Origin of the sequence: Streptomyces sp. NBC_01433 (assembly GCF_026340105.1) — a bacterium.
Classification (GTDB): Bacteria; Actinomycetota; Actinomycetes; order Streptomycetales; family Streptomycetaceae; genus Streptomyces.
This window is the reverse complement of record NZ_JAPEPM010000002.1, coordinates 674,535-691,790: the sequence shown is the minus strand read 5'-3', so window position 1 is coordinate 691,790 and position 17,256 is coordinate 674,535. Positions and strand designations below refer to the sequence as shown.

Sequence of the window (17,256 nt, the reverse complement as noted above, 5' to 3'; positions counted from 1 at the left end):
AGTCCGGTCAGCCCGGTCCGGCTGCCGCGCCCGCCTCCAGTGCCCGGTACGAGGGCGAGTCCTCCGGGGCCGTCATGACGACCAGTTCGAGCGCGTGCGCACCGGGGAGCACGTACACCGTGTAGTCGAGCCGCAGGCGCCCCGCCACCGGATGGTCGAGATCCTTGTGGCCGGTGCCCGGACCGCGTACGTCGTGATCCTCCCAGGCGGCCGCGAACCCGGGGCTGTGCGCGGCCAGTTCGGCCACCAGCCGGTTGCCCCGCGCATGGTGGGGATCGGCGGCCAGCGCGTCGCGCAGCCGGTGCACATTGCCGCGGGCCACGGCGTCCCAGTCCACGAAGAGCCTCCGGGAGTGCGGGTCGGCGTAGGCGAACCAGGCGAGGTTGCGGTGCGGGACGGGGAGCGCGGCGAAGTCGGTGATCAGCCGGGCCGCCGCGTCGTTCCAGGCCAGCACATCACGCACCGGACTGACGACGTAGGCGGGCCACACCGTGATGGTCCGCAGCAGGCGCAGCGTCGCCGCCGGAACGCTCGGGGTGCCCCCGGCCGCGTCGCCCCCGGTTTCGCCCCGCCGCGACGCCCGGAGGGTGAGGCGGTGCAGATGGCGTCGGGCGTCGGCGTCCAGGCGCAGCGCCGAGGCCAGGGAATCCAGGACCTCCGCCGAAGGGTGACGCTGGCGGCCCTGTTCCAGCCGGGTGTAGTACTCGGGGCTGATCCCGGCCAGCACGGCGACCTCGGACCGGCGCAGACCGGGCAGCCTGCGCGCCCCGGAACGCGGCAGGCCCACGCTTTCCGGCGTCAGCCTGGCCCGCCGCGACCGCAGGAAGTGCGCCAGCTCGGGCAGCGGCGGCTCGGAAGCACCACGAGCGGAGGCCACGGCAGCGGAAGGAGCGGGTGCGGAAGGCACGGGTACGGAAGGCACGGGTACGGAAGGGTTGGGTACGGAAGGGTTGGGAGCGGAAGGCACGGCGCCGGACGCCGGGGGACCCGGCGGCGCGGGGGCAAAAGCGACGCGCGCGGATCCGGACGCCGGGGCCGTTGAGCGCGGGGCCGGGGGAACGAGAGCCATATCGCCCGATTATCTCTCCTCGCCCCGACCGGCGGCGGTCCCGGGGGTGGCCCTGCCGGGGCCACCCCCGACCGGTATCTGGTCCACCTCCTCCGACCTGCGAAGACTGTGCCCCGTCCGCATCGTCCACGCCTTTCGGAGCCCGTAGATGTCCACCGCCCCCACACTCGGCCGCCCGCCGGTGGCGCCGAGGCACCTGCCCCTTCTCGTCCTGAGCGCCGCCGCCGGGCTCGACGCCGGGAGCGTCGCCGTACTCAACAGCGCCCTGCCCTCCCTGGGCGCCGAATTCGGCACCTCGGCGCAGAATCTGTCCTGGGCGGTGACCGGTTACGCGCTCGCGTTCGCCGGACTGCTGCTGTGCGGCGGTGCCATGGCCGACCGCTTCCGACGGCGGCGGGTGCTGGTCGTCGGGCTGCTGATGCTGGCCGCCGGAGCCGTGCTCGCGTTCCTCGCCCCGGCCTTCTGGCTGGTCGCCGCGGGCCGCGTGGTGCAGGGCGCGGGCGCGGCGACCACCATGCCCGCCGCCACCGCCCTGGTCACCGAGCTGTACCCGGAGGGCGCCGCCCGGACGAGAGCGCTCGGCGTCTACGCGTCCGCGCAGGCGGGCTGCTACGGCGCCGGGCTCGTACTCGGCGGGGTGATCACCGACGCGCTGGGCTGGCGCTGGGTGTTCGTCCTGCAGGCGGCGGCCGCCGCGGTCACCGCCGCGGCCGCCGTACGGTGTCTGCCCACCGGCACGGTGGAGCGGGCGCGCCGCCCGGACCCGGTCGGCGCCGGTGCCCTCATGGCGGCGATCGTCCTGCTCGTCCTGGGCGCCGACCTGGCGGCCCGGACGGGCGGCGGCATGTTCCTCGTCGCGTTCGGATCCGCGGCGGTGGCGGGGACCGTGTGGTGGCGGCGAGGGCGCACCCGGTCCGCCGACGCGGTGCTTCTCGACCGGGCGCTGCTGCGCCTGGACGGCGTCAGGACCGCCGCGCTCATGGGGGCGGCCTTCTACTTCTGCGTGAGCGGTGCGCTGTTCCTGCTGCCGCTCCACCTCCAGCAGGTGCGAGGAATGTCCGCCGCCGCGTCCGGCCTCGCCGTGCTGCCGGTCAGCATCGCCGTCACCTGCGCGGCGCTGGTGTCCGGCCGGCTGATCCCACGGTTCGGGGCCCGCCCCGTCCTCGTCGCGGGGCTGCTGCTGACCGCGGGCGGAGTGCTGCTGTGGTGCCTGGCCGGTGCCCAATCCACTTACTGGTGGCCGGTCTTCGCCGGGCTGGTCATCACCGGCATCGGACAGGGGCTGTCCTTCCCTGCCATCAGCGTCACCGGTCTGAGCGGCGTCCCGGAAGCGGCCCACGGCACCGCGTCGGCGGTGACGGTCACCGCTCTCCAGATCGGCAGCGCCGTGGGCCCGACCGTGCTGGCCGCCGTGGCCGCCACCGCCGGGCACGGCACCCCCACACTGTCGGGCCACCACCTCGCGTACGCCGTGGCCGCGGGCGTCGTCCTGCTGCTCGGCCTGCCGACGGCCGCCCGGATCGGGCGATAGCTCCGGGCGCAGTGGCGTTTCCCTGCCTCGGGGGCCGTGCGGCACTCCCGCCGGGGCCGACGAGCGACACCAACGGGCTCACCCCGTATGGGGTTCGTCCTCCGGAGGACGCGTATGCGGGTCGTCCTCCGGAAGGTTCTGCTCGGCCCAGATGATCTTGCCGTGGGCCGCGTACCGGGTGCCCCAGCGCGCGGCGAGCTGAGCGACGAGGAACAGGCCGCGCCCTCCCTCGTCCGTCGTCCGGGCGTGGCGGAGACGGGGCGACGTGCTGCCCGCGTCGGAGACCTCGCAGATCAGGACCGACTGGCGCAGCAACCGCAGGCGTACCGGCCCCGAGGTGTACCGGATCGCGTTGGTGACCAGCTCGCTGACGATCAGTTCGGTGGTCATCGCCAGCTCCGCCAGTCCCCAGCTCTCCAGTTGACGGGCCGCGCGGGCTCGCGTCCCGGCGACGGCCGCCGGTTCGCTGGGTACGTCCCACGAGACGACCTGGTCGCCGCTCAGGGCGTGGGTGCGCGCGAGCAGCAGCGCGATGTCGTCGGGCTGCGGCACGGGAAGCAGTTGCTCGACGGCGCTGGTGCACAGCGTGTCGAGGGGAAGGCCGGGCCGGGCCAGGGCGCGGCCGAGCCGGGACATGCCGAGTTCGACGTCCCGGTCGGCGCCCTCGATCAGACCGTCGGTGTACAGGCCGAGCAGAGTGCCTTCGGGAAGTTCGATCTCCACGGCCTCGAACGGCAGCCCTCCCAGCCCCAGCGGCGGCCCCGCGGGCAGCTCGGGAAAGCTGACGTCGCCTTCCGGGGTGACGAGCACGGGAGGCGGATGCCCGGCGCGCGCCATGGTGCAGCGGCGCGTCACGGGGTCGTAGACGGCGTACAGACACGTGGCGCCCAGCACTGTCGTGCTGGCGGGGCCCGCGGCCTCGTCGTCGGACTCCTCCTGGCTCAGCCGGAGCACCAGATCGTCGAGGCGGGCCAGCAGTTCATCGGGGGCCAGGTCCATGTCGGCCAGGGTCTGCACCGCGGTGCGCAACCGGCCCATGGTCGCGGCGGCGCTGATGCCGTGGCCGACGACATCGCCGATGACCAGGCCGACCCGGGCGCCGGACAGCGGGATCACATCGAACCAGTCGCCCCCGACCCCGTCCTTCGCGTCCGCGGGCAGATAGGCGGAGGCCACGTCCAGGGCCGTTCCGCTGCGGAGCGTCTGCGGAAGCAGACTGTGCTGAAGCATGAGCGCCGCCGTGTGCTCCCTGGTGTAGCGGCGGGCATTGTCGACGCACACCGCCGCCCGCGCCACCAGCTCGCGGGCCGGTGCCACGTCCTCCTCCGCGAAGGAGACCGGATTCCGCGACCGTACGAACGTGGCGAGGCCCAGCACGGTGTCGCGGGCGCGCATCGGCACGCAGATGAGGGAGTGCAGCCCGAACTCCCGCATGCGCGCGGCCCTGGCGGGCTGGTCCACGGCCCACATCGGGCTCGTGGGGTCGAGCACCGGGATGAGCGCCGGCTCGCCGTCGATCAGGAAACGCGGATCGTGCGGCGGGGGGGTGAAGTCCACCAGCTCCCCGATCCGCGCGACGGCCTCCGGGCAGCCCTCCCGGACCGAACACATGGCCGCCCGCCGCATCACTGGACCGTCGGCCGCCCGCAGGGTGCTGGAAAGCCGCACCCGCTGTTCATCGGTGCTGACGACCGGCTCCAGAAGATCGACGAATACGAGGTCGGCGAAGCGCGGCACGGCGAAGTCGGCCAGCTCCTGAGCCGTCCGCAGCACGTCCAGGGTGCTGCCGATGCGGGCCCCGCCCTCATTGACGAGGGACAGCAGCCGCTGGGCGTTCCACCGGTCGGTGATGTCGAGGACGATGTAGCAGACGCCGGTGACGGTCCGCTCCTCGTCGACCAGCGGAAAGAACGAGGCCGAGTACGCGTGCGGGCGATGCGGATCGGCCCAGCTCCAACCCTGGTACTCGTAGTCGGTGACCGGTGCGCCGGTCTCCGTGACCTTCCGCATCAGCTCTTCGAGACGGTCGGCCCCGAGCCCCGGCAGCACCTCGCTCATCCGGCGGCCCAGACGCTGCTCACGGGGGACACCGCCCAGACGCTCCAGGGTGTCGTTGAGCCAGATGTAGCGCAGCTCCGTGTCCAGCACCGCCATGCCGACCGGCGAGCGGGTCAGGAAGCCGTCCAGTACGGACTGGCGCATCGTCCACTGCGGTTTGCGCTCCGTGCCGGACACCAGGAAGCACTCGCGGCCGTCGATCCGGAAGGACGCGGACACCCGCAGTTCCACGTCGATGCGGCGGCCGTCCCGGCACCGCACGGGAATCAGTCCGCTCCAGCCCGTCCCCGCCCGGCACCGCTCGGCGACACCCGCCGTACGGATGGGGTCCTCGGGGACCGCCAGCAGCATGGCCGCGGACCGGCCGGTCACCTCGGCGGCGGTGTACCCGAGAAGGTCCTGTGCCCCCTTGGTCCAGCCGATGACCGTGCCGTCCCCGGCGATCACGGCCGTCGCGTCGTTGGACGCGTCGAAGGGCCCCTGCGGTCCCGTGGAGGGCAGGGCGCCGGAGCCCGGCTCGGGCTGCTCAGCGGCGGCTGCCATGCGCCTCACCACACTCTCTGGGATTCCATGGTCCCGCTTCCGCCGGGAATGTGCACGAGCGTGGCCGTGCGCGGGGAGCTTCCCCCGTTCGGCGGCGTGACCGCGCCGTCCCCACGCGCGTTGTCGTGACGACGGGCGCCGCTCGTCCCGCATTCCCCCGCGCTGGACCCGTGTGGGTGGACGGCTCCGACTCCCGCGGGAGTCGGAGCCGTTTCCATGGGCGGGTCAGTAGCGCACGCAGATCTTGCGTTCCCTCAGCCAATGGCCGAACCAGTCGCTGAAGGGAAGCGTGACGCACCATCTGCGGGAGCCCGGATCCGGCACGGGCGCGGTCGGGGTCGGCGGGACGGGTGCGGAGGGTGTCGGCGTCGGGGAGGGGGCCGGGGTGGCGGGGTCGGCCGGTGCGGCCTGCTCGGTCAGCATGGAGCGGTACACCCGTGAGGACTCCGGGTTGTCGGCGCATTGCCACACACCGTGCGGACAGTAGTCCGTGAGGGTCTGGTACAGCGGATCGTGCTGGTCGATCCACGTGAGCATGCGGCGCATGTACTCGGGATTGTCGCCGTTACGGAACAGGCCCCACTCCGGATAGGAGATGGGTTTATTGTGCTCGGCCGCGAAGTCGACGTGTTTCCGCAGTCCGTAGGGTGCGTTGACCTGGTCGTCGAAGGACTCGCCGGGGGGCTGGTCGTAGGAGTCCATGCCGATGATGTCCACCACGTCGTCGCCGGGATAGCAGTCGGTCCAGGGAATCGCGTCCCGCCCGCGGCTGGGGGCGAAGTCGAAACGGAATTGCTGGCCCGGAACCTCGCGCATGGCGGTGACGATGCGTTTCCAGTACGCCTTCCACGACGCGGGATCGGGGCCGCAGCGATGTGTGTACGTGGTGCCGTTCATTTCCCAGCCGAGCACGATCACCGTGTCCGGGATACCGAGGGAGACCAGGCGTTCGGCCAGCTTCCGGAAGTGCTCGTCGTATTCTCCGGCGGCCCCCGCGCGCAGCATGGTGCGGACCACGGCGTCCGGGACGTGCTCCTCGTTCCGCTCCAGCATGGGAGTGTTGAGCACGAACATCCGGTCGCTCTTCGCCTGCCGCCAGTTCGCCCAGGAACGTAGGAATTCCGGTCTGCCCTCGATGTTCACCCAGAGATCGCCCGGCAGATAGCTGTGCCCCGCGCGCAGCTCGGCACCGCCGAGCCAGCGCGACAGGCCGGCCATTCTTCGTACGCCGGCGGGCCCGTAGTCCAGGTAGGCGCCGTGTGCGGTACCGCCCGCACCGGGCGGGCCAGGCGCGGCGCCGTCGACGGAGTCGGAGTTCGGCGGAGCCTGCCCGGCGATTCCGCCGCCGGCCAGGATGCTGAGCGCGACCGCCGCGGTGCACGCACTGATGAGACGGCGCTTTGCGAGCATTACTCCTCCTGGCTCCGGGGAAACTCCGGCCGGTTCGACGACGTGGGGAGATTTTCATCATCGGGTACCACAGGGCCCGAAAAGAGCCATTGATGATTTCCGGCGTTTCGGCCGGTCCATTCAAGTGAATTTCGACCGGGAGGGTTTCGGCAGGGGTCAAGTCTGTTGAAACGTGAAGGGCAGGGAGCGTACTCGGTTGTCGAAATTCGAATCGACAAGCTCCGCTTCCGCCACCTGTCGAAAGATATTCTTCCTGGTGAGCAATTCCCGCAGCAGGGCTTTCATCTCCAGCCGGGCCAGGTGTGCCCCGAGGCAGTGATGGGGGCCGCCTCCGCCATATCCCAGGTGAGGATTGGGGGAGCGGGTGATGTCGAAAGAATCGGGGTCGGTGAATACCGCTGCGTCGCGGTTCGCCGAGGCATAGAAGAGGGCGACCTTGTCTCCGGGGAGGAATGTGCGTCCACCCAGGGAGTATTCCGCCGTGACTGTCCGGCGGAACTGGATGATCGGTGTCGAATGTCGGACAATTTCGTCCGCGGCGCCGTCGATGTACCGGTCGAAGTCGGATTCCAGCAGTTCGCGTTGCTCCGGATGAAGGGTGAGCAGGGACAAGCCATGGGCGATGGCGTTACGGGTGGTCTCCACGCCGGCCACGAGCAGCAGGGAGAAGAAGGCGCCGAGCTGGCGCGAGGACAGCGCCTCGCCGTCGATGTCCGCGTTGACGAGAGCCGATACGAGGTCGTCCTCGGGGTGACGGCGGCGCTCACGGGCGACTTTCGCCATGACGATCTGCATGCGGGCCAGGGAACGCAGACCGCGTCCGGGCACGCGCAGCCGGGCCCGTCCCCGGCGCTGCACGCCGACGTGCTCCGAGGCGTGATTGATCTGGGCGGCGATCTCCGGGCGGTGGTGCTCGGGGATGCCCATCAGGTCGCAGATGACTTCCAGCGGAAGACGGGCGGGGGCCGACGGCATGAAGTCGGCGGCGGAGCCGGCGCCCACCTCGTCCACCAGCTGCCTGGCGACCTGGTGGATGTTCTCCTCGGCGGCGGCGAGCAGGCGCGGCGTGAAGGACCGGGAGATGATCCGGCGCATGGCCGTGTGCTCGGCGCCGTCCATGTTGACCATGGAGTTCCCGAACACCGCCCGCGCCCAGCGCGCCGGCTCCGGCGTGGTGACGCCCGGCGCGCTGGCGAAGATCTGGGGATTTCGGCTGGCGGCCCGTACGTCCGCGTGCTTCACCAGCGCGTAGAACGCGGTGCCGAAGGTGCGCGAGGCACCCGCGCGGGGTGTGAAACCGACCGGTGCGTCCAGCTCACGCAGCTGCGCGAACGCCTTGAGGCGTTCCGTTCGCGGCCGTTGCCAGAACAGCGGGTCGGCGAGGTTCGCCCCCTCCGTGCGCGGTACGCGGTCCCCGGACATCCGGGTCGGAACGGTCATGCCCACCACCTCCAAGAGTTCGCACGCCATGTTCCGGTCCGCCGCGCGCTGTCCGGCGTACGACGCGGCAGTCGCGGGCCGTCGGCCCGCCATGTCACGCGATTGCCGGAACACCGGGCGCGCGCGGGGCCCCGGACGGCCCCTGCTCCGACACCGTGTCGCGGTCGGTCCCGACTTCGGCAGCACCAGTGAGAGTTGACGAGAGGCAGGTTGCGTACCCCATGGATCTGACCAAGGACACGAGCGGCACCACGGCCGGAGCGCGCATCCTGCCCCGCCGCATCGTGCTGCGTGCCGCCTTCACGGTGGGTATGGTCGCGGGCACGGCCGGAGTGCTCGCGCCCGTCTTCGACAGCGACGCGGAAGCCGGGCCCCGCCCGGAGGCGGCGCCCGGCACGCCGCCTCCGGGCGGGGTGGCGGCGCCCGGCACGCCGCGAGGTGCCGCGGCGCACGGTGCCGGGACGCCGAACAGCGCGGGGACGGGGACCGGCGGCGCGCTGCCGCGGCCCGAGCGATTCGCCGAGATGTACCGAGGACGCGACATCCGGGGGACATCGACCGCACCGGCGCCCGCGGGAGCGGTACCCGCGGGTCATGTCCTCGCGGCCGTTCCGCACATCGAGGTCCTCATCGACGGCAGACCCCTGCACATCATGCGGCGAGCCGACGGGACCTATCTGAGTCACGTCAATCACTACGAGTCCTTCCCGACGCTGGTCGAAACGGCCCGCGCCGCGGTCGATGAACTCGGCCACTCCCAGTTGTCCCTCGCCACGACGCACAGCATGTGAACCAGGAGGACGAGCACCGGTGTACAACCGAAAGAATCAGCGGGATCTCACGCGGGCGGAGAAGCGGCGCCTGGTCGACGCCCTCCTGCGGCTCAAGCGCTCGGGGCGGTACGACGAGTTCGTCGTCATGCACCAGGAGTTCTATGTGTCGGATGCCGAGAACCGCCCCCGGCCCGCCCATATGACTCCGTCCTTCTTCCCCTGGCACCGCAGGTACCTGCTGGAGTTCGAAGCGGCACTGCAGGCCGTCGATCCGGGCGTATCGATTCCCTACTGGGACTGGACCCGCGACAACACACCCAGTTCCTCCCTGTGGGCGGACGACCTCCTCGGCGGCGACGGCAGGCCCGGCGACCGGCAGGTCATGACCGGACCGTTCGCGTACGGGCAGGGCAACTGGCGCACGAGCGGCGGCACGACCGACGACCGCTTCCTGGCACGCAACCTCGGCAGATCGCACAACCCGGTCACGCTGCCCACCAAGAAGGAGGTGGACCGGGCGCTGAGCGATCCGGTCTACGACGTCGAGCCCTGGAACAGTGTCAGCGTCGAGGGCTTCCGGAACCGGATCGAGGGCTGGGGCATCAGGGATTCACGCCCGGTGGCCAACCACAACCGGGTGCACCAGTGGGTCGGCGGCCCGATGGCGGGCGCCGCCTCACCCGACGACCCGGTCTTCTGGCTGCACCACGCGTTCATGGACCTGCTCTGGACCCGGTGGCAGAAGGCGCATCCCCGTGGCGGCTACCTGCCGGGCCGGAAGCCGTCCTCTCCCGATACGGATCGCGACCGGGTGTTCGGCATCGACGACCGGATGCCGCCGTGGAACGTCGCGCCCTCCCAGCTCCTGGACCACACCCGCTTCTACCGGTACGTCTGAACCTCCCGGGCACGAAAAACGGCCGGTGTCCCTTCCGACGGAAGGGACACCGGCCGTTTTCCTGGGGGAAGATCAGTGGCCGTAGCCGTAGTCCCCACCGGTCTCGTGGCCCCCGGAGGCGTTCACGCAGGTGTTGCCGAAGGCCGGGTTGAGCAGCCCGATCACGTCGATCGTGTTACCGCAGAGGTTGACCGGAACGTGAACCGGAACCTGGATGAGGTTGCCCGAGAGGACACCCGGCGAGGCGGCGGCGAGGCCCGACGCACCGGCGTCGGCGGAGGCCATCCCGGCGCCTCCGGCGATCAGGGCACCGGTGCCCGCCATCACAGCGGCCACCTTCGTCATACGCGACATCAGTACTCCTTGTAAGGATCGAGGTTGGCTGCGGAGCACGCGGCCCCGCATGCTGTGACAACGCGAAAGTCGGCAGACGGTAACGGATCAACACAAAGGTGATATCTCCGGTTCGTTCCGCACGGTGTCACCGGCACTCGCCGACGGCGTCGGCCGCGTGGGGCCCCCGCAGGATCACCGGCCCATGACGGAGAGGCTCGTCAGCCGGTCGCGCCAGTCCCGGGCCGCGGGAAAACGCGCCTTCACGCTCTGCGCCGCCCGGTCCCGCACAGCCACCTGCGACTCGCGCAGCCGAAGCAGCGGCTCCAGACCGGAACGGGCCAGCAGCAGCCGCTGATTGACCACCGCGACCGGATGCCAGTGATTCTTGTACTGCTCCGACCCGCGCAGCAGACTCAGCACGCTGCGCCCGGTGCCGGCCGCCTGCCCCGCCACGTCCCGCAGCAGGAGCGTCGCCACGTCCACCTTCCGGTCCCTGAGACCGGGATGCGCCCCGTAGAGGTATCCGCCCGTCAGACGGCCGGAGTGGAGCGACAGGTTGACCGCGACCACCTCGCCCCCGAGCCGGAACTCGGTGAGCGCCGCGTCACCGTCCCGCACCATCCGCCCGGTGGCGCGGACCAGATGCGCGGCGAAGCGGGGCCTGAGGTGCTCCGGGTTGATCCCCCGCCCCCGCCACTGGAGCTCGTGCAGCCGCAGCAGATGGCCGACCGCGGCCGGCACCTCGTCCTCCACCACCGGCCGCGACTCGACCCCCAGCGCGTCCACCTTGCGGAGCTTGGACCGCACCCGCTGTCCACGCGAACTTGACATGCGCCGGATGAGTACCTCGATCGGCTCGGCGGGCAGCTCCATGCACGTCGAGTCCGTGAGCCGGCTCCTGGCACCCGGCCACAACCCGAAGAGCAGCTGCGCCGACGCGTCGGGCCGCACCTCCCGCAGGTCGATCACCGCGTGCCGGGCGGCCCGGTCGAGCCCGCGCGCCAGTGCCGAGACCGCGAGTGCGGCGCACTCCTCGTCGACGAGGATGTCGAAGAAGTCGGAGATCGCGCCGCCCATCGGAACGAGCAGCGGCATCGGCCGGTGAACGAGCATCAGCGGCGCCGCGCCGATAAGTTGCCCGCCACGACGCGCCAGGACGACGCGGAGCCGGCCCTCCTGGCCGTACGAGAGCCACCACGAATGAAGCCAGGCGTGCCGCTGGAAGGGGGTCGCCGTGGCGCAGCGGCGATGCAGCGCGTCCCATTCCCCGGCGAGCGCGCCGAACTCCCCGGGATCACGGCAGAGCGTGACGGCGAGGCCGCCCGGCCCGTGCGCGGTCATCGGACGAGCTCCCGGTCGCCCGAGGACGCGGGTTCACCGGCGGACGTCGGCCCGGGGACCTGGGCGGACACGGTCCAGCCCTTCCGGCGGGGCCGTACGAGAAGGACGAGCCCGCCGATCAGGCCGCCCGCGCACGCTCCCACGGCCGTGCCGACGGGGACGGAGGGCGACACCGCCCGGTCCGGCGTCATGGCGTGGGTGTACTGGATCAGCTTCACCCCGGTGGCCTCGGCGACATGATCGCTGTTGATGATGACGGCCTCGATGACGGCGTTGGCGATGTCGGCGGCCCGGCGCGGATCGCTCGACGTACCGGTGACCGCGATCATGGGGGAGTCGGGCGAGGTCTCCGAGAGCACCTGGGTACGGAGCGCCGCCACCGGCTCACCGGCGGCACCGTGCGCGTACGAGAGAGTCGCGTCGCTGGTGGCGAGCCGCCCGTACGACTGGGCGTAGCCGATGGCCGCGGACGGGTCCGCGCCCTTCTCGACCACCGCCATCGCGTAACTGGTGGCCGCGTACTCGGGAGACTTGAGCAGGCCGTAGGAGAGCCCGCACGCCGTGCCCAGCACGATGCAGACGGGCAGCGGCCACCAATGGGGCCGATGCGGGGGCCGGAACGGGAGTGCGCGCCGCAGGCGGTTTCGTCCGGGGGCGGCCTGCTGCTTCTCGGGAGACTCGGTCATGAGTGTGCTCTCCAGGTCGGTGGGGCGGTGTCGAGGGCATGCGTGTACACGTCCATGAGGCGTTCGCCGCTGCGCCTGATGTCGTAGTGGCGGACCGCCCGAGGCGGCGGAAGCCGGTGCGGCGCCGAGGAGTCGACGACGGCCCGTATCCGCTGCCGCAGCGCCGCCGTCAGCTCCTGCGCGCCGCCCGCGATGCGGGTGGCGCCCGGGGCATGGGCGGCCGGCAGGTCGTCGATCGCGGGGCAGGCACCGTGCAGTACCGGCAGCCCCGCCGCCAGCGCCTCGACCGCCGCCAGCCCGAAGGACTCCTCGCGGGACGTCGAGACGAACACGTCCATGGCACTGAGCAACGCGGGGACGCCGGGGGCGGGTCCGGACGCTCCGGCGTCGCACTCGCCGAGGAAATGGATCCGGTCCAGGGCGCCGAGCCGGTGGGCCAGGGCCCGTAGCGAAGCGCCTTCGGGCCCGTCCCCGGCCAGCAGCAGCCAGGCACCGGGCAGCGCCGCGACCGCGCGGACGAGCACGTCGAAGCGTTTACCGGGAACCAGCCGTCCCACGCCGCCCACCACGAAGGCGTCGGCCGGAATGCGCAGCAGCGCCCGGGTCGAGCGCCGCTCCCCGCCGTCGAAGCGGAACCGGACCGCGTCGATCCCGTTGGGTACGAGGTGAATCCGTGCGGCGGGCACCCCCCACTCCCGCAGCCGTCCGGCGACGGTCGCGGAGACGGCGACCGTCGCCGACCCGAGCCGCTCGGTTCCCAGATAGAGCGCGCGGGTGCCGCGGGTTAGCGGGCGGCCCTCGATCTCCGCCCGCCCCAGCGAATGCTCGGTGGCGACAGTGGCGCGGGTGCCGGCCAGCCGTGCGGCGATCCGCCCGTAGACGCAGGCCCGGTACAGATGCGTATGGACGAGGTCGTACCCGCCCGCGCGGATGAACCCGGTCAGTCTGCTCACGGCCGCGAGGTCGCGGTTGCCGCCCATCCCCAGATGCGCCACCCGCACACCGTCGGCGCGCAGTCCCGCGGCCACCGCTCCCGGGTTGGTGAGCGTCAGGACATCGCAGCGGACGGGAAGATGGCGCAGCATCAGCCGCAGCTGCTGCTCGGCGCCCCCGACCCCGAGCCCGGTGATGATGTGCAGCACTCTCATCGGTGGCCGCCCGTCGGGACCGGAGGGGTGACACCACTCCCGTCGGACGGGCCCGTCCGGGACCCCGGAGCGTTCCCCCTGCCGTACCGCATCGCGTGCCGCAGCCCCTTCGCCCGCAGCCGGACACCGCCGTCGGCCTGACTGATGTGGGTACGGGGCAGGGCGAAGGGACCCAGCAGCGGACCGGGGGCGATGGCGCAGCCGTAGCCGTAGCCCGCGTCGCGCACCGCGTCGATCACGCGCCGGTCGACCGTGCCGTACGGGTAGCAGAAGCCCTCGGGAGCGGTGCCGGTGATGCCGCGGATCAGCTCCCGGCTGCGGAGCGTCTCGGCGCGCAGTTCGTCGTCGGACAGCGTGGTCAGATGCCGGTGGAACAGGCCGTGCGAGCCGATCTCCATGCCGGCGTCGGCGAGGCGGCGGATCTCCCTCGGCGTGAGCAGCGGCCTGCGCGGGCCCAGCGGGTCCCAGGTGTTGGAACCGCCCGGCCGGCCGGGCAGCACGAAGACCGTCGCCGTGCAGTCGTACCGGCGCAGTACCGGCAGGGCCTCGTGGAGAAAGTCCGCGTAGCCGTCGTCGAAGGTCAGCCCGACCAGCCCGCGCCGGGTGGCGGCGTCGGCGCGCAGCAGGGCGGACATCCCGACACCGGTCAGATGTCTGCCGCGCAGCCAGGCCAGTTGCCGGTCGAGCCGTTCGGCGGAGACGGTGATGCCGTACGGGTCGTGCCGCGGATCACTCACCGAGTGATAGGTGAGAATCCACGGCTGGGTACGGCCGGGCTGCCGGAGCCGGGAGGAAGGGGAGCCGGCGCGACGCGCCGAGGGGTCAGCGGCCATGGAAGAACCTCTCTCGGATGAGGGCCAGCAGATGGACGACTTCGGGAGCTCTGAACGCGAGCCCGGCCAGCAGGAAGACCGCGGGAACCAGGACGCAGCCGGTGGCCAGGCTCAGAACGGGACCGGTCACCGCGGGCGCGGCGGCCCAGCCCGCCGCCCCGGCCACCGCGGCGGCGCCCGCCAGCCGGGCCAGGGAGGCGGCGACGGTCCGGACCCGGATCGCGACCACCCGGGTACCGAGCCCCATCAGCAGGAGCAGCGCGGCGGTGCTGATGCCGATGGCGTTGGCCGTGGCGATGCCGTTGACGCCGAAGCGGAACGTCAGCGCGTACCCGGCGCCCGTGGTGACCAGCAGCCCCGTGGCCATGGCGAAGGCCGGGAACCAGGTGGGCCGCCCGGTGGAGAAGAACGGCCGGCTCAGGGCGCCGACGAGACAGTGGCCGAGCAGACCCACGGCGTAGACCCGCATGACATCGGCGGTCGCCGCCGTGTCCCGGGTGCCGAACGCGCCGCGCTGGAAGAGCACTTCGATGATCTGGGGCGCGTATCCCAGGAGGACCGCGGTGCCGAGCAGCACCACCATCCCGGCCAGCGCGAGGTCGCGCTCGACCCGGTGACGGGCCTTGTCCCGGTCTCCGTCCGCCATGGCCTGGGCGACCACGGGAAAGGTCACCGTGCAGATCATCAGGGACAGCACCATCGGCATCTGCGCGACCTTCTGCGCGTAGTTCAGATGGGAGATGGCCCCCGAGGGCAGGGTGGAGGCCAGGAACCGTTCGATCAGGACCTGCGACTGACGGCTCACCACGAACAGCACGACCGGAGCCAGCACGGTGGCACTCAGCAGCGGGGCGGTGCTCCTCGCCACCCGCCGCCGCAGGGCATGGGACGCCCCGGACCGGCGCCGCGGGGGCAGCAGCCGGACGAAGGCGGGCAACTGGGTCAGGATCATCAGCAGGCTGCCGACGGCGACTCCGGCCGCCGCCGCGCGGACGCCCCAGACCGAGTGGAGCATGAGCGTCATGCCGATGATGCCGACGTTGTACGCGACATAGACCCCGGCGGGCGGCAGGAAACTGCGGTGTGCGCGAAGGGCGGCACTGAAGTATCCGGTGATGCCGAAGGTGAGCACGGTGACGGCCGTGAGGCGCGTGCAGTCCACCGCCAGCCGGGGGTCGCGCAGGCCGGGCGCCAGCACGCCGACGACCCAGGGGGCGCCCGCGATCAGCAGTGCCGCGCCGCCGGCCAGCAGGGCGGACAGCCGGGGGAGGGTCCCGGCGATCAGCTCCCGGACGGGGTCGTCCGTGCGGCAGTCCCCTTCGGGGGCGGCCGCCCGCCGGGCCAGGGCCAGGCTGAAGGCCGGGACGAGAAGCAGCGCCATGCCGTCCTCGATCAGCACCGTCGCCGCCATCTCGGGCACGGTCCAGGCGATCAGGAACGCGTCGCTCGCGTCGCTCGCCCCGAAGTAGCGGGCGATGGCCTGGTCCCGTACCAGTCCGAGCAGGGCCCCGATCACCGTCAGCGCGGCGGTGACGGCCGCGGCCCTGGCGAGGAAGGAGCCGAGCCCGGGGGTCTCGCCGCCGGTGCCGGAACGCCCGGTCGCGGTGCCGGGATCGCCGCTCGCGGAGGACTCGGTGCCACCGGTCGCGGTGCCGGTGCCGCCGGGCATGCGCGGTACCCCACCGGCCGCGGCGGGGGCCGCGCGGCCCCGTGGCGTGGAGGGCGGCCGGGGGGCGGTTGCCTGTTCGGGTGCCAGGGGCGCCCCGAGGACGGGCTTGCGCGGAGACCGCAGCTCCGCCGCCTCCGCCTCCGTCCCGGTGCCGGTATCGCTCACGCGGCGCTCACCTTTTCCGGCTCGGCCAACGCCCACCAGGCGGCGAGCCCGAGGATGATTCCGCCGAGTACCGTGGTGGGGCCGCCGATGTCCGCGTAAAGGAAGTTGACGGTCTGCCAGATCATCAGGCCGACCGCGACCAGACCGCAGTCCACGGCCGCGTGCCCGCGCGACCGGGCGAGGATCAGCCTGCGTACGGAACCGACCAGGATCGCCGCCCAGCTGCCGAGCACCGCGGTGAGCCCGATCAGCCCCTGCTCGCCCAGCACGAGCAGGTACATGTTGTGCGGGGACAGGAGTGACTGCCGCCGGAACGCCTGGCCCGCCCCCTCGGTGTCACTGCCCGAGGAGAGCCCGATCGAGGCGTGCCCGTCGCGGTGCGCGGGGAAGCCCTTGAGACCGACCCCCGCGGCGGGCCGCTCGCGCCACATACCGGCCGCGGCGCTCCACATGGCGTACCGGTCGCTGACCGACCGGTCGGGGTTCCGGGTCACCTCGGTGACGCTGTCGAGCCGCTGCGAGATCATTCCGGCGCCGATGCCGAGGCCCCCGACGAGCACGACCGAGGCCGCGCACAGGACGGTGAGCGAGCGGATCGCCTGCTGTCGGCCGGTCAGCGCGAGCACGGCGACGACCGCCACCGCCGTGGCGATCCACACCCCCCGGCTGAAGGACAGCACGAGCGGAACCGTCAGCGCGACGGCGGTGAGGGTCGCGCAGGGCCGGAGCCAGCGGGGAGCGCCCTCGGGGGTGCGCAGCGCGTGGGCGGTGGCGGCGAGCAGGCCGTAGGCGACGACCGTGGCCATTCCCATGATGTCGCTGGGCCCGAAGGTGCCCACGGCCCGGATCTCCTCGCCCATGTACGAGGCGCCGGTGCCGGTGACGTACTGGTGGACGCCCGTGATGCCCTGGACGAGCGCCAGGAGCACGAGGGCGCCGGAGACGATCCGGAACCCCTGGGCGTCCTTGACCAGAAGGAACACCGCGGCCGGCACCAGGACGAAGACCTGGAGGTAGCGCACGAGGCCGGGCAGCGCGCCGGCCGGATCGGCCGCGGTGACCGTCGCCACGGCGAATCCGAGGGCGGGGAGGCCCAGGACCAGCGCGGCGGCGGCCGTCAGGGGACGCTGCCGGAGGAACAGCAAGCGGCCCACGCACAGGAGCACCGCGACGCCCGACGCGACATCGGCAGGGGGGACACCGGGCCAGGCACCGGAACCCTGGGCCGCGACCGGGACCGCCGGCAGCAGCACGGCCGCGACCAGGGGGAGCAACGGCCACTGGTTCTTCCAACGGCCCGCGGCGACGCGGGGGACGGTCCGTACGGGCGGAGCCGCGGTGTACGTCACGGCCATG

At 72.3% G+C, this 17,256-nt stretch carries 14 protein-coding genes; 3 read left to right on the top strand and 11 right to left on the bottom strand.

The genetic code is table 11. The features are described from left to right. Nucleotides 1-7: 7 nt before the first annotated feature. Nucleotides 8-877, bottom strand: a complete 870-nt coding sequence (locus OG413_RS30635; RefSeq protein WP_266811280.1) for a helix-turn-helix domain-containing protein — start codon at nucleotides 875-877, stop codon at nucleotides 8-10. Between the two features lie 340 nt (nucleotides 878-1,217). On the opposite strand from OG413_RS30635, the gene OG413_RS30630 reads away from it, so the two are divergent. Further along, the gene (locus OG413_RS30630; protein WP_266811279.1) at nucleotides 1,218-2,600 is read left to right on the top strand and encodes an MFS transporter; all 1,383 of its coding nucleotides are present in this window, start codon (nucleotides 1,218-1,220) and stop codon (nucleotides 2,598-2,600) included. 78 nt (nucleotides 2,601-2,678) lie between these two features. On the opposite strand, the gene OG413_RS30625 is transcribed toward OG413_RS30630, so the two are convergent. The 3 genes from OG413_RS30625 to OG413_RS30615 form a co-directional block, all read right to left on the bottom strand. Beyond that, entirely contained in the window at nucleotides 2,679-5,201 is a 2,523-nt protein-coding gene (locus tag OG413_RS30625) for a SpoIIE family protein phosphatase (protein WP_266811278.1), read from the bottom strand. A 225-nt stretch (nucleotides 5,202-5,426) separates the two neighbouring features. Further along, on the bottom strand, nucleotides 5,427-6,611 hold the full coding sequence (locus OG413_RS30620; RefSeq protein WP_266811276.1) for a glycoside hydrolase family 26 protein: 1,185 nt from the start codon (nucleotides 6,609-6,611) through the stop codon (nucleotides 5,427-5,429). Between the two features lie 156 nt (nucleotides 6,612-6,767). Next, nucleotides 6,768-8,051, bottom strand: a complete 1,284-nt coding sequence (locus OG413_RS30615; RefSeq protein WP_266811275.1) for a cytochrome P450 — start codon at nucleotides 8,049-8,051, stop codon at nucleotides 6,768-6,770. Between the two features lie 221 nt (nucleotides 8,052-8,272). On the opposite strand from OG413_RS30615, the gene OG413_RS30610 reads away from it, so the two are divergent. Together OG413_RS30610 and OG413_RS30605 are read left to right on the top strand one after the other, a co-directional pair. Beyond that, nucleotides 8,273-8,842, top strand: a complete 570-nt coding sequence (locus tag OG413_RS30610; RefSeq protein ID WP_266811273.1) for a tyrosinase family oxidase copper chaperone — start codon at nucleotides 8,273-8,275, stop codon at nucleotides 8,840-8,842. A 19-nt stretch (nucleotides 8,843-8,861) separates the two neighbouring features. After that, nucleotides 8,862-9,722 (top strand): tyrosinase family protein, encoded by an 861-nt coding sequence (locus tag OG413_RS30605; protein ID WP_266811272.1) that lies wholly within the window; start codon nucleotides 8,862-8,864, stop codon nucleotides 9,720-9,722. A 72-nt stretch (nucleotides 9,723-9,794) separates the two neighbouring features. On the opposite strand, the gene OG413_RS30600 is transcribed toward OG413_RS30605, so the two are convergent. The 7 genes from OG413_RS30600 to OG413_RS30570 all read right to left on the bottom strand — a co-directional run bounded on the left by OG413_RS30600 (nucleotide 9,795) and on the right by OG413_RS30570 (nucleotide 17,255). Beyond that, nucleotides 9,795-10,076, bottom strand: coding sequence for a chaplin (locus tag OG413_RS30600; RefSeq protein ID WP_266811270.1), 282 nt, complete (start codon nucleotides 10,074-10,076; stop codon nucleotides 9,795-9,797). 174 nt (nucleotides 10,077-10,250) lie between these two features. After that, nucleotides 10,251-11,399 carry a GNAT family N-acetyltransferase gene (locus OG413_RS30595; protein ID WP_266811268.1) on the bottom strand — a complete coding sequence of 383 codons (1,149 nt, stop codon included), beginning with the start codon at nucleotides 11,397-11,399 and terminating at the stop codon, nucleotides 10,251-10,253. Then, nucleotides 11,396-12,085 carry a lipopolysaccharide biosynthesis protein gene (locus OG413_RS30590; protein WP_266811267.1) on the bottom strand — a complete coding sequence of 230 codons (690 nt, stop codon included), beginning with the start codon at nucleotides 12,083-12,085 and terminating at the stop codon, nucleotides 11,396-11,398. Before OG413_RS30590 ends, OG413_RS30595 begins: the two co-directional genes overlap by 4 nt. Further along, complete coding sequence (locus tag OG413_RS30585; protein ID WP_266811265.1) at nucleotides 12,082-13,233, bottom strand: glycosyltransferase; 1,152 nt, start codon at nucleotides 13,231-13,233, stop codon at nucleotides 12,082-12,084. Before OG413_RS30585 ends, OG413_RS30590 begins: the two co-directional genes overlap by 4 nt. Continuing rightward, the gene (locus OG413_RS30580; protein WP_266811263.1) at nucleotides 13,230-14,066 is read right to left on the bottom strand and encodes a polysaccharide deacetylase family protein; all 837 of its coding nucleotides are present in this window, start codon (nucleotides 14,064-14,066) and stop codon (nucleotides 13,230-13,232) included. The genes OG413_RS30585 and OG413_RS30580 overlap by 4 nt, the downstream gene beginning before the upstream one ends. Next, nucleotides 14,056-15,735, bottom strand: coding sequence for a lipid II flippase MurJ (locus tag OG413_RS30575; protein WP_266813173.1), 1,680 nt, complete (start codon nucleotides 15,733-15,735; stop codon nucleotides 14,056-14,058). The genes OG413_RS30580 and OG413_RS30575 overlap by 11 nt, the downstream gene beginning before the upstream one ends. A gap of 161 nt (nucleotides 15,736-15,896) precedes the next feature. Then, nucleotides 15,897-17,255, bottom strand: a complete 1,359-nt coding sequence (locus tag OG413_RS30570; protein WP_266811261.1) for an O-antigen ligase — start codon at nucleotides 17,253-17,255, stop codon at nucleotides 15,897-15,899. Nucleotide 17,256: the final 1 nt, after the last annotated feature.

Excerpts from the sequence above, each read along its gene's own strand:
- OG413_RS30630 (WP_266811279.1), top strand. The coding sequence starts at position 1,218 with ATGTCCACCGCCCCCACACTCGGCCGCCCGCCGGTGGCGCCGAGGCAC.
- OG413_RS30625 (WP_266811278.1), bottom strand. The coding sequence starts at position 5,201 with ATGGCAGCCGCCGCTGAGCAGCCCGAGCCGGGCTCCGGCGCCCTGCCC.
- OG413_RS30620 (WP_266811276.1), bottom strand. The coding sequence starts at position 6,611 with ATGCTCGCAAAGCGCCGTCTCATCAGTGCGTGCACCGCGGCGGTCGCG.
- OG413_RS30615 (WP_266811275.1), bottom strand. The coding sequence starts at position 8,051 with ATGACCGTTCCGACCCGGATGTCCGGGGACCGCGTACCGCGCACGGAG.
- OG413_RS30610 (WP_266811273.1), top strand. The coding sequence starts at position 8,273 with ATGGATCTGACCAAGGACACGAGCGGCACCACGGCCGGAGCGCGCATC.
- OG413_RS30600 (WP_266811270.1), bottom strand. The coding sequence starts at position 10,076 with ATGTCGCGTATGACGAAGGTGGCCGCTGTGATGGCGGGCACCGGTGCC.
- OG413_RS30595 (WP_266811268.1), bottom strand. The coding sequence starts at position 11,399 with ATGACCGCGCACGGGCCGGGCGGCCTCGCCGTCACGCTCTGCCGTGAT.
- OG413_RS30590 (WP_266811267.1), bottom strand. The coding sequence starts at position 12,085 with ATGACCGAGTCTCCCGAGAAGCAGCAGGCCGCCCCCGGACGAAACCGC.
- OG413_RS30585 (WP_266811265.1), bottom strand. The coding sequence starts at position 13,233 with ATGAGAGTGCTGCACATCATCACCGGGCTCGGGGTCGGGGGCGCCGAG.
- OG413_RS30580 (WP_266811263.1), bottom strand. The coding sequence starts at position 14,066 with ATGGCCGCTGACCCCTCGGCGCGTCGCGCCGGCTCCCCTTCCTCCCGG.
- OG413_RS30575 (WP_266813173.1), bottom strand. The coding sequence starts at position 15,735 with ATGCCCGGCGGCACCGGCACCGCGACCGGTGGCACCGAGTCCTCCGCG.
- OG413_RS30570 (WP_266811261.1), bottom strand. The coding sequence starts at position 17,255 with ATGGCCGTGACGTACACCGCGGCTCCGCCCGTACGGACCGTCCCCCGC.